Here is a 10,262-nt window from a genome sequence, read left to right as displayed (position 1 = left end):
TCGATGACGACCCGGATCGCACCGGATGCCTTGTCGCCGGCGACACGAAACGCCTCGGCAGAGTCTTCGATGGGGAACCGGTGCGTGATGACCGTCCGGGCGATCTCCGGATCGTCGGCGATCATCGCGGCGGCGTCTTCCATCTCGCGCCTCTCGTCGTGGCGGCAGTACCCGAGTGACGGGATGATGCGTGCTTCCCGGTTGAACAGCGGCATCCAGTCCACCTCGACCGTGCCGAGGTGGACACCGAGCACGACGACCGTGCCTCCGGGCGCGGCCAGCTCGATCGACCGGGCGAGACTCTCGGTGGAGCCGGCAGCCTCGACGACCACGTCGTACGCACCCTTCGTGCCAACGCTCGCGCCCAGGCGCTCGCCCGCTTCCCGCTGATGCGGGTGGCGCGCCTCGAGGCTCACATCCTCGGCGCCCATGCGGCGGGCCCCGGCGACGGCGAGCAGGCCGAGCGCGCCCGCGCCAACAACCGCGACCCGCATTCCCGGACCCGTCTCGGCGAGGCGCAGCGCGTGCCACGAGACGCTCGTCGGCTCGACAATCGACGCGTCGGCGACATCGATGCCGGATGGCAATGGAACCAGACGTGCTGCGGGGGCGCGGAACTGCTCGGCCATCCCGCCGTCGGCGGAGATGCCGAGTGCGCGCTGCCCGTGCGTGGGGCAGAGGTTGTAGGCCCCGCGCAGACACTGCTCGCACTCCATGCACCCGTAGATGGCTTCGACGACGACCGCGGTGCCGTCCTCGCGGACGCCGGCGAGCTCGTGACCAAGGATCTGCCGGCTGCCCAAGTCGATGTACATCAAGTCCGACGCGCACACGCTCGTCGACCGCATCTCGAGGAGCTCGCCCGTGCCCGGCGGCTCGTCGACGTCGACGACATCGACGCCACCCTCAGTGCCCCGCACCGCCTTCACGTCAGCGACCCTTCCACACCGGTGCTCGTTTCTCGACGAATGCGGTCGCGCCTTCCTTGGCGTCCTCGCTGGCGAACACGATCTCCTGCCATTCGCGGCGACGATCGAGGGCGCGCGCCGGATCCGAGATGCTCATACGGACGAGCTCCTTCACCGCCTTCACACCGAGGGGCCCGTTCGCGGCGATCCGATCTGCAAGCGCCACCGCGCGCGGCATCACCTCATCGGGTGGCACCACTGCGTTCACCAAGCCGAGGTCATGGGCGCGCGCGGCGGTGATCGCATCGCCGGTGAGCGCCATCTCCAACGCGACGGCGAGTGGGATCCTGGTGCCGAGCGATGTTCCGTTCCCGGCTGGGAAGAGCCCACGCTTCACCTCGGGCAGGCCGAACTCGGCCTCTGACGACGCGACGATCATGTCGCAGCCGAGCAGCAATTCGAAGCCGCCGGCCACCGCGGTGGCGTTGGCGGCACCCACGACGGGGACGCCCACGTCGCCCTCGAGCAACCGGAAGAAGCCGCGCGACGCATCTTCGTCCAGGGACGTCTCGCCACCAGCGGCGAAGGCGCGCAGGTCCATGCCCGCGCAGAACGCCTTGTCGCCGGTTCCGGTGAGCACGACCGCGCGGATCTCGGCATCCGTCTCGGCGTCGACGACCGCCGCACTGATGCCGCGGATGATCTCGGGGGAGAGCGCGTTCCGCGCGTCGGGCCGATTGAGGCGGGCCACCAGCACGGCACCCCGCCGCTCGCGCACCAGCTCGTCGCTCATCGGACTCAGACGAGTGATCGGACTGGATCGCTGACCCCGTCCCAGTGCGCCGCGGCGATCGCGACCAGATCGACCATGCCTCGACTGGTGTCGTTGAGCTCCATCACCTCGAACACGGTACTGATCTCGGGGTTGGGCTCGAAGTAGGCGAACCGCACCGCGCCGCCGTCGCCCGACCAGACGGCGGGCCACCCTGCGGCGGCCGCCTTCTGCATCACGGCGTCGAAGTCGGTGGCCCACCAGGCGAGCTGGTGGTAGCCCTCGCCTCGCGCGTCGATGAACTCGCGGTAGATGCTCGGGGTGTCGTCGTGCTGTTGGATCAGCTCGACCTGCATGGCGCCCGAGTTCGCGAGCGCGATCGAGATCGTTGGCTCGCAGAGCTCGCCTCGGTACCGGCAGTCCTTCTGCTCCATGTTGCGCACCGTGAACCACGGGCCGACACCCAGCGCACACCACGACTGCACCGCCGCGTCGAGATCGCGCACGATGTAGCCGATCTGGCGGATCGGACCTTCGAGCACTGCGGTCGTCTCCGGGATGCTCACGACCAGGTCTTGGGATCAGCACCGATCCCGCGTTCGAGGACCTCCAGGGCATCGGAGACCTTCGTGGCCAGGTCTCCACCTTGCAGGAACCACTGCGTCTGGGCTGCGCGGATCATGCCGTCGGTTGCAGCCGCCAGCATCGTCGGCACCAGTGCGTCACTCGGCATGTCGAGGCGGGCACCGAGGAACTCCGAAAGCACTCGTTGGCTCTTCATCTGGATGCCGCCGAGCACTGCCCGCAACACGCTCGGAGTGGCCGCGACCACGGCAGTCCATCGTCTCAGCTGGGTCGTGTCCTCCAGCCCGACCGCTTCCTCGAGCGCGAGGCGGATCGAGTGCAGCGGAGGCTCGTGGGGGGGCCGCGCCGCCAGCGCGGCTCGCAATGCTTCGGTGCGCTGGTTGATCTTCACCTGCAGCACGTCTTCTTTGGCCGGAAAGTAGCGGTAGAACGTTCGCGCCGAGATGCGCGCTTCAGAGGCGATCTCGTCGACCGTGACTTCGTCGAACCCGCGCTTCTCGAACAGCCGGAGCGCAACATCCTCGAGCTCCGAGATCATCATCTCCGAGCGCTTGACCCTCAGCTGCGTCGCCAGCGACTGGGTTGCCAACGGGGTCAGCCGTCGCGTTTGGGGTTGTAGCCGTCGAACAGCTTCGGGTGGTCGTGAGCGAAGATCGGCGCGCTGTCGATGTACTCCGGTCCGATCCACAAGTGCATCATGTTGTCGGCGACAAGCGGCCTCACCTGTCCGCCTGCGGCGACGCATTCGCTCTCGCTGTACCAGACCTCCGAGCCCTCTTCGCTCAACGACACGATGCTGCCGCCGCGAGAGCACACCGACGGATGGAAGTGCCAGGAGTCGTAGTTGCCGGTGAAGCCTTCGGGTGACGACTCGGCCACGATGTAGCTGACGCCGGCGAACTTCGCGTCGGGTCCGTCGCCGTCGAAGAGGAGGACGGGCGGATTGGGGAGGTCGAAGGGCGTCGCGACGCTCAGGCCGCGGACTTCCTTGACGTAGTGCGCGCCGATGCCGTACAGGCTTCGACTGCCCAAGAACCAGCCGTCCTCGGCCGCGTCGGCGGCGGTCGCGTACTTGGTCGCCCACTGCGCGATCACCTGGTCGACGTCGGCCTTGGTTGCCTTGGGCAGCTTGTCGTAGGTGATGTCGCTCTCGGTGTGGGTGTGTCCGGCGGCCGACGTGTCGGCGCTCAAGACGAGTCGCTTCGTCGATGTGCCCGGATCAGCGAGCATCACCGTGCCTGCTCCGGCCACGAACCCCAGGACGAGCACGGACAGCCAGCGCACGGGCGCGGCACCCCGCTCACGGCGCTTCCTCGTCATCGAGCCCGAACCCGCATGGTTCCCCCCGTCCCGCCTGGATCTTGACAGCATCCCGCCGGATTCGTAGTTTACACGGCCTGCCAGTAATGGCAGAAGCTGTCAACAGGCGGCAGTGGGGGAATCGATGTCCTTGCGTTGGAGAACGACGATCGCTTTGTCTTCGGTGATCGTGTTGCTGGTTGTCGGGGCGGCGATGCCCGTGCACGCCCAAGACAACGACCGTGCTGACGAGGGGCGCTCGCCGGCGTTGTGCGGCCCGGATGACACCCCGGAGCCAGGCATCCAGGGTGAGGTCCCGGCTGGGGAGACGGCGAACTTCAACTGCGGCCTCACGCTGCTCGCCGAGATCCCAAGCGTCGGGGCCCTGCAGGGAGCCGACCACTGCGCCTACGTGCGGACTGGCGACAGGATCTTGGTCATCGATGTGAGCGACTGAACCCCACAGAGGTGGGGAGCGTGCCGACGTTTGGTGCATCGGAGACCATGCGTGCGGTCGTCACCGACGATCGGGCGGTGCTGGTCTCCGGCAGCGGTGTCTACGACATCAGTGACTGCGAGAATCCCGCGGTGAAGGGCCAGATCCTGTGGCCGAGCGTCGGGTTGACCGGGATAAACGTGAACTTGCTCCCCCACGACATCAGGATCGACCACGGGGGCAACAAGGTCTACGCGTCGTTCGGTGTCTGGGAGGTCGACATCACCGATCTCGACGACCCCAGTACCTGGACGATCACGAACCACTGGTGCGACGTGCTCGCGCAGTACAACCCGATACACAAGCAGGTAGCCGCTGCCGATCTCAGCCTGTGCGATCAAGGTGATACCGGGACCTTCACGCTCGGGGCGAACCCGCTCCAGGCGTCGCTGTTGTGGCCGCCGATGTCCCATTCGCCTGACACGAACGAGGCCGACACACGGCTGTACGTCGGTGATCAGTCTGGGGGTACTTCCGCGAATTGGGAACCGAAGCCCTTCCTGCGCGTCATCGATCTGACGCAGGACCCGCCGCGGGTCCTGGCCAAGGCCCCCGGTTCGGGCCATAGCGTCGACTGGTTCCGGACTGCCGACGGCCGCGAGTTCGTGCTGCACGCCAACGAGGCCGGCATTGGCGACACCTGCAAGCGCAACCGGCCGGAAGCGCTGGGTTGGGCCTTCGACGCGGTCATCACCGAAGTCACCCGCGACAAGGCGAAGAGGGTGTCGAAGCTGGAGCTGGCCATCAACACGCCGAAGTTCTGCGAGGCCAAGGTCGCCTCGGGGGCCGACAGCTCAATCGCCCACCAAATGGTCGCCAACCCGGACGACGTGAAGTTCGCGGCGGTGTCGTTTGGAAGCGCCGGGCTGCGCGTCTTCGACATCCGCAACCCCAAGAAGCCGATCGAAGTGGCCTACTTCAACCACGGCGGTCTCGTGCACGCCGGGATTGCCCACTACGACGCCTCAAGGGGGCTCCTCTACGTGCCCAGCGCCGACGGGTTCAAGGTGCTCGAGATCCAACCGCAGGTCAGCGAGCACCTCGGCCTCGATGAATAGCTGCTCCGGTCCCGGTATGCGCGGCCGGGTCGCGACCCTCGCGCGTGAGCATTGCACTCTCAAATAGCGAAAACTAGGTTCTACCTGTGGACACCCGCGACACTGCGGAGCAGGCGGAGCTCCGACGCTCGGCGCGCCAGCTCGCGCGGGAGCTCGGGCCGTCCACGGTCGCCGACCTCGACGATGCTGCGCGCGCCAAGCGCCTGGCCGGCGCGGTGCGCGACGCAGGATGGCTCTCGCTCCGGGACGACGGAGGGGACGGGGCGCCGCTTGCGAGCGGCGTCGAGGCGGCAATCGTCGCCGACGCGCTCGGTGGCGCAGTCGCCGACGTTGCGTTCGCGGGGCCCGTGCTCGCAGCTGACCTTGCGCGCCGCGCCGGCGTGCCCGCAGGAGATGGACCGGTGGTGGGCTTCGCGTCCTCACTGCTCGACGCTGCGGTGGTGCCTGGTTCCGTCACGACCGCGACCATTCACGCCGTCGACAGTGGCGGCGAGCTCGACGCGGCGTACGTGCTCGTCCCCGAAGGATCGGATCACCGGCTTGGGCAGGTTCGCATCGACGGCGCGCATGGCGCGCCGAGCGATGGGTCCGATCTGACGCGCGTCGTCCACACCATCCAGCCCGGCGCGTCGGTCGAGCTCGTGCCCGACCAGGATCGCGGCATCACGCGCGACGACCTCGCGCGGTGGGCGGCGCTCGGCCTCGCGGTCACGAGCGCCGACCTCGTGGGCGTCATGCGCGGTGTGCTCGACGTGACGGTCGCCTACGCGGTCGAGCGGCGTCAGTACGGCGTGCCGGTCGGGTCGTTCCAGGCGGTGCAGCACCTCCTCGCCGACGCTCGTTGCCTGATGGAGGGCTCCGTCAGTGTCGCGCTGCATGCGTCGTGGGCCGTCGACAACCTCGCGCCCCAAGAGGCCTGCATGGCGGGACAGGTGGCCAAGGCGTATTGCGCACGCGCCGCTCGCACCGTGTGCGAGACCGCGATCCAGGTGCACGGTGGCATCGGAAACACCTGGGAGTGCAGCGTCCACGTGTACCTCCGTCGGGCGCTGTTGTCGTCGCAGTGGTTCGGTGACGACGGTGAGCAGCTCTGCCAGCTGGAGCGTGCACGGCTGGGAGCGGTCGATGGACTTTCGTGACTCGCCCGCCGAGGCGGAGTTCCGGGCGCGCCTTCGAGCGTGGCTCGCCGACAACAACCCCGGGCTGCCGACCTCGTCGACCGATGACGAGTACTGGGCGCGACAAGCCGAATGGCACACCTCGCTGTACGACGCCGGCTTCTTCGGGCTGAGCTGGCCCGCCCGGTACGGAGGGCACGACCTCCCCACGGTCTTCGACGTGATCCTCGACGACGAGCTCGCATCTGCCGGCGCGCCGCCGCGCCCGAGCCTCGGGTACCTCGTGCAGGGCATCACGGTGCACGCCAGCGACGACGTCAAGGATCGGTTCCTCCCTGGCCTCATCAGCGGGCGCGAGCGCTGGTGTCAAGGCTTCAGCGAGCCCGACGCCGGATCCGACCTCGCGTCACTGCGCACGACGGCGACGCGCGACGGCGACGACTTCGTGATCGACGGCCACAAGGTGTGGACCAGCTACTCAGACGTCGCGGACTGGTGCATCCTGCTCGCTCGGACTGACCCGGACGTGCCGAAGCACAAGGGCCTGTCTGCCTTCGCAGTCCCGATGGACCAGCCCGGCATCGAGCAGCGACCGCTCCGGATGATCAACGGCATCACGAGCGAGTTCGGACAGGTGCTGTTCGACGACGCGCGCGTACCCGCGGCGAACATGATCGGCGCGCCGGGGGAGGGGTGGCGCCTCGCGATGACGATCGTCAGCCACGAGCGCGAACCGGGTGAGCTCGGCTACGTCGCGCGCTACAAGAAGACGGTCAAGGATCTTGAAGCGACGGTGCGTGCCGAACCGGGTGCCTTCCGCAGCGACCAGCGTGCCAGTGTGGCGTGGGCAAACGTCCAGGCGGAGATGCTGCGACTGCACGTGTGCCGACGGCTCTCGGAGCGGCTCGACGGTGTCGACCACGGGCCGGGCGGGTCGATCGACAAGCTGCTGATGACCTGGGTCGAGCAGACGGTCGGGGCCGCTGCCCTGGACGTGTCCGGACCACAGGCCGTCACCGACCAAGATGACGTCGCGTTGAAGATCTACCTCTACAGCCGCGCCCAGAGCGTCATGGGTGGCACGTCCCAGATCCAGAAGAACATCATCGCGACCCGGATTCTCGGCCTCCCTCAGTCATGATGCGGCGACCGGAGCCAAGGCGGAGGGAGCTCGCCGCGAAGCGAGCGGAGCGTATGAAGCGAAGCGGAAGCAGCGGATCGGAAGCGGAACAAGGATGATGAAGTACGAGCTCCCCGACGTCATCCGCGTCGAGGCCGACGGCCCGGTCCGGATCGTCACATTGGCGCGACCAGACCACCTGAACGCGATCAACGACGACCTTCACTTCGCGCTCGCCAACGTCTTTCCGCAGCTCAGTGCGGATACCGACGCGCGCGTGGCCGTGATCACGGGAGAGGGACGCGCGTTCTCGGCCGGCGGCGACTTCGACTTGTTGGATCGGATGGCCAAGGACCGCGCGCTGCGTCACGACGTGATCGCAGAAGGGCGCGAGCTCGTGCTCAACATGATCCGGTGCCGCGTGCCAGTCGTCGCCGCGGTCAACGGGCCAGCCGTCGGGCTCGGATGCAGCGTGATCGCATTGTCCGACGTGGTGTACATGGCCGAGTCGGCGTACTTGTCCGATCCGCACGTGACGGTAGGGCTCGTCGCCGCCGACGGCGGTCCTCTGACGTGGCCGCTGCACACCAGCCTGCTCCTCGCGAAGGAGTACGCCTTTACGGGGGATCGCATCACCGCATCGCGCGCCGCCGAGATGGGCCTCGCCAATCACGTCTGCCCGGACGACGAGGTGCTCGCGTCCGCACTCGCGACCGCTCACAAGATCGCCGCGCTCCCACAGCAAGCGGTTGAAGCCACGAAGCGGGTGCTGAACCTCCACCTCGAGCGGGCAGTTCTCGCCACCATCGACTTCGCGATGGCATCGGAGACGGAGTCTTTCGACACACCGGAGCTACGCGCGAACATTGAGCGCTTCCTCGAGAGGTGAACATGACGACGACGAGCGACGCCGACCTCTACTACGACCCGTACGACTTCGAGATCGACGCTGATCCCTATCCGATCTGGCGACGGATGCGGGAGGAGGCGCCGCTCTACTACAACGAGAAGTACGACTTCTTCGCGCTGAGCCGCTTCGACGACGTCGAGAAGGCGCTCATCGACTGGGAGACGTTCCCCTCGGGTCGCGGCTCGGTCCTCGAGCTCATTCGCGCCGACATACAGATGCCGCCGGGCATGTTCATCTTCGAGGACCCGCCCGACCACGACCTCCACCGCGGCGTGCTCTCGCGTGTGTTCACACCGAAGAAGATGAACGCGATCGAACTCAAGATTCGTGAGTTCTGTGCGCGGTCGCTCGACCCACTCGTTGGTGGGCCGGGCTTCGACTTCGTCCGTGACCTCGGCGCGCAGATGCCGATGCGGACCATCGGCATGCTGCTCGGCATCCCGGAAGAGGACCAGGAGGCGATCCGCGACCAGATCGACGAGGGCCTGCGCTTGGAAGAAGGCCAAGCAGCCGACGCGAGAGACGTCGTTGAAGCGACCGAGGTGTTCGGCGACTACATCGACTGGCGCAAGGATCACCCGTCGGACGATCTCATGACCGAGCTCCTGACGGTGGAGTTCGAGGACACGATCGGAACGACTCGCCGGCTCACTCGCGACGAGGTCCTGCTCAGCGTGAACCTGCTGGCCGGCGCCGGGAACGAGACGACCACCCGCCTGATCGGCTTCACCGGGAAGGTGCTCGCCGAGCACCCCGACCAGCGACGCGAGATTGCAGCCGACCGCTCGCTGATCCCGAACGCGATCGAAGAGCTCCTCCGATTTGAAGCCCCGTCACCGATCCAGTCGCGCTACGTCGCGCGCGACATCGAGTACTACGGACGGACGGTCCCCGAGGGCAGCGTCATGGTGCTGATCAACGGCTCAGGCAACCGCGACGACAGGCGCTTCCCGAATGGTGACAGCTTCGACATCCACCGCGAGATCGGTCACCACCTGAGCTTCGGCTATGGACTGCACTTCTGCCTCGGCGCCGCGCTGGCGCGCCTCGAGGGACGCGTCGCTCTCGACGAGGTGCTCAACCGCTGGACCGACTGGGACGTCGACTACGAGCACGCGGTCCAGGGCCGCACGTCGACCGTGCGCGGGTGGGAGAAGCTCCCGGTCTTCACTGCATGATCGAGTAGCGCGACTGAGAGTGTGATCACCGTGCCGAGCACGCTTGACCTCGACACTTCGTATCCCGGCATTGCGGTGCTGCGGCTCAACCGTCCGGAGCGGCTCAACGCTCTCGACGAGGTCATGGTCCGTGAGCTGCAGGAAGCCTGCGCGGCTCTCGGCATCGATCAGGTGGTTCGTGTCGTAGTGCTCACCGGCGCCGGCCGCGGCTTCTGCTCCGGTGTCGACATGCGTGACTTCGGCCCGAGCATGCCCGACGCTGTCGATCCCGTCGTCGACCGGCTTCGGCATCAAGAGCGGATGGCCGCGCTGCCGGTCGCGCTGCGGGCGCTGCCGCAGCCGGTCATCGCCGCGGTCAACGGTCCCGCAGTTGGTGGCGGCCTTGCGCTGTGCCTCGCCGCGGATGTGCGCCTGTGCGCGGCCTCGGCGTCGTTTGCCAACGGGGCAATCCTCGTGGGGCTCTCCGGCGGGGAGATGGGCATGAGCTACCTCCTGCCGCGCATCGTCGGCACGAGCGTCGCGGCCGACTGGATGCTCACGGGTCGCACCGTGTCGGCTGACGAGGCATGCCGCCGCGGGCTCGTCAGCGAGGTGGTGGACGATGACTGCCTGATGGACCGTGCCCTCGAGCTCGCTGGGCAGATCGCGGCCAACTCGCAGCTCGGCGTCCAGATGACGAAGTGGGCACTCCAGGCCAACACCGACGCGCCTGACCTTGCCGCGGCGCTCGACCTGGAGAACCGCAACCAGGTCATCTCCCATGCGACCGACGAGGCGGGCGAAGCGCGGGAGAAGTGGTCGAAGCGTTGAGCCCGGGC

12 protein-coding genes are annotated in these 10,262 nt (G+C 67.5%); 7 read left to right on the top strand and 5 right to left on the bottom strand.

Annotated elements, in window-relative coordinates; all coding sequences use genetic code 11:
- The 5 genes from WEE69_07595 to WEE69_07575 all read right to left on the bottom strand — a co-directional run.
- Positions 1-929 (bottom strand): zinc-binding dehydrogenase (locus tag WEE69_07595; protein MEX1145152.1); only part of this gene is annotated, 929 nt, incomplete at its 3' end.
- A 1-nt stretch (position 930) separates the two neighbouring features.
- The gene (locus tag WEE69_07590; GenBank protein MEX1145151.1) at positions 931-1,701 is read right to left on the bottom strand and encodes an enoyl-CoA hydratase-related protein; all 771 of its coding nucleotides are present in this window, start codon (positions 1,699-1,701) and stop codon (positions 931-933) included.
- A 5-nt stretch (positions 1,702-1,706) separates the two neighbouring features.
- Positions 1,707-2,246 carry a VOC family protein gene (locus WEE69_07585; protein ID MEX1145150.1) on the bottom strand — a complete coding sequence of 180 codons (540 nt, stop codon included), beginning with the start codon at positions 2,244-2,246 and terminating at the stop codon, positions 1,707-1,709.
- Entirely contained in the window at positions 2,243-2,854 is a 612-nt protein-coding gene (locus WEE69_07580) for a TetR family transcriptional regulator (protein MEX1145149.1), read from the bottom strand. Before WEE69_07580 ends, WEE69_07585 begins: the two co-directional genes overlap by 4 nt.
- 5 nt (positions 2,855-2,859) lie before the next feature.
- On the bottom strand, positions 2,860-3,585 hold the full coding sequence (locus WEE69_07575) for a hypothetical protein (protein MEX1145148.1): 726 nt from the start codon (positions 3,583-3,585) through the stop codon (positions 2,860-2,862).
- 163 nt (positions 3,586-3,748) lie between these two features.
- On the opposite strand from WEE69_07575, the gene WEE69_07570 reads away from it, so the two are divergent.
- The 7 genes from WEE69_07570 (at position 3,749) to WEE69_07540 (ending at position 10,254) form a co-directional block, all read left to right on the top strand.
- The gene (locus WEE69_07570; protein ID MEX1145147.1) at positions 3,749-4,021 is read left to right on the top strand and encodes a hypothetical protein; all 273 of its coding nucleotides are present in this window, start codon (positions 3,749-3,751) and stop codon (positions 4,019-4,021) included.
- A 20-nt stretch (positions 4,022-4,041) separates the two neighbouring features.
- Positions 4,042-5,118 (top strand): hypothetical protein, encoded by a 1,077-nt coding sequence (locus WEE69_07565; protein ID MEX1145146.1) that lies wholly within the window; start codon positions 4,042-4,044, stop codon positions 5,116-5,118.
- 86 nt (positions 5,119-5,204) lie between these two features.
- The gene (locus WEE69_07560; GenBank protein ID MEX1145145.1) at positions 5,205-6,257 is read left to right on the top strand and encodes an acyl-CoA dehydrogenase; all 1,053 of its coding nucleotides are present in this window, start codon (positions 5,205-5,207) and stop codon (positions 6,255-6,257) included.
- Positions 6,244-7,377, top strand: a complete 1,134-nt coding sequence (locus WEE69_07555) for an acyl-CoA dehydrogenase family protein (protein ID MEX1145144.1) — start codon at positions 6,244-6,246, stop codon at positions 7,375-7,377. The genes WEE69_07560 and WEE69_07555 overlap by 14 nt, the downstream gene beginning before the upstream one ends.
- A gap of 94 nt (positions 7,378-7,471) precedes the next feature.
- Positions 7,472-8,245: an enoyl-CoA hydratase/isomerase family protein gene (locus WEE69_07550; protein ID MEX1145143.1), complete on the top strand. Its 774-nt coding sequence runs from the start codon at positions 7,472-7,474 to the stop codon at positions 8,243-8,245.
- Positions 8,246-8,247: 2 nt separating this feature from the next.
- Complete coding sequence (locus WEE69_07545) at positions 8,248-9,444, top strand: cytochrome P450 (GenBank protein ID MEX1145142.1); 1,197 nt, start codon at positions 8,248-8,250, stop codon at positions 9,442-9,444.
- Between the two features lie 24 nt (positions 9,445-9,468).
- Positions 9,469-10,254 (top strand): enoyl-CoA hydratase-related protein, encoded by a 786-nt coding sequence (locus WEE69_07540; protein ID MEX1145141.1) that lies wholly within the window; start codon positions 9,469-9,471, stop codon positions 10,252-10,254.
- Positions 10,255-10,262: the final 8 nt, after the last annotated feature.

Source organism: Acidimicrobiia bacterium (genome assembly GCA_040881685.1).
Lineage (GTDB): Bacteria > Actinomycetota > Acidimicrobiia > IMCC26256 > PALSA-555 > SHVJ01.
Note: the sequence above shows the minus strand (reverse complement) of the source record. Positions and strands in the feature narration are given on the sequence as shown.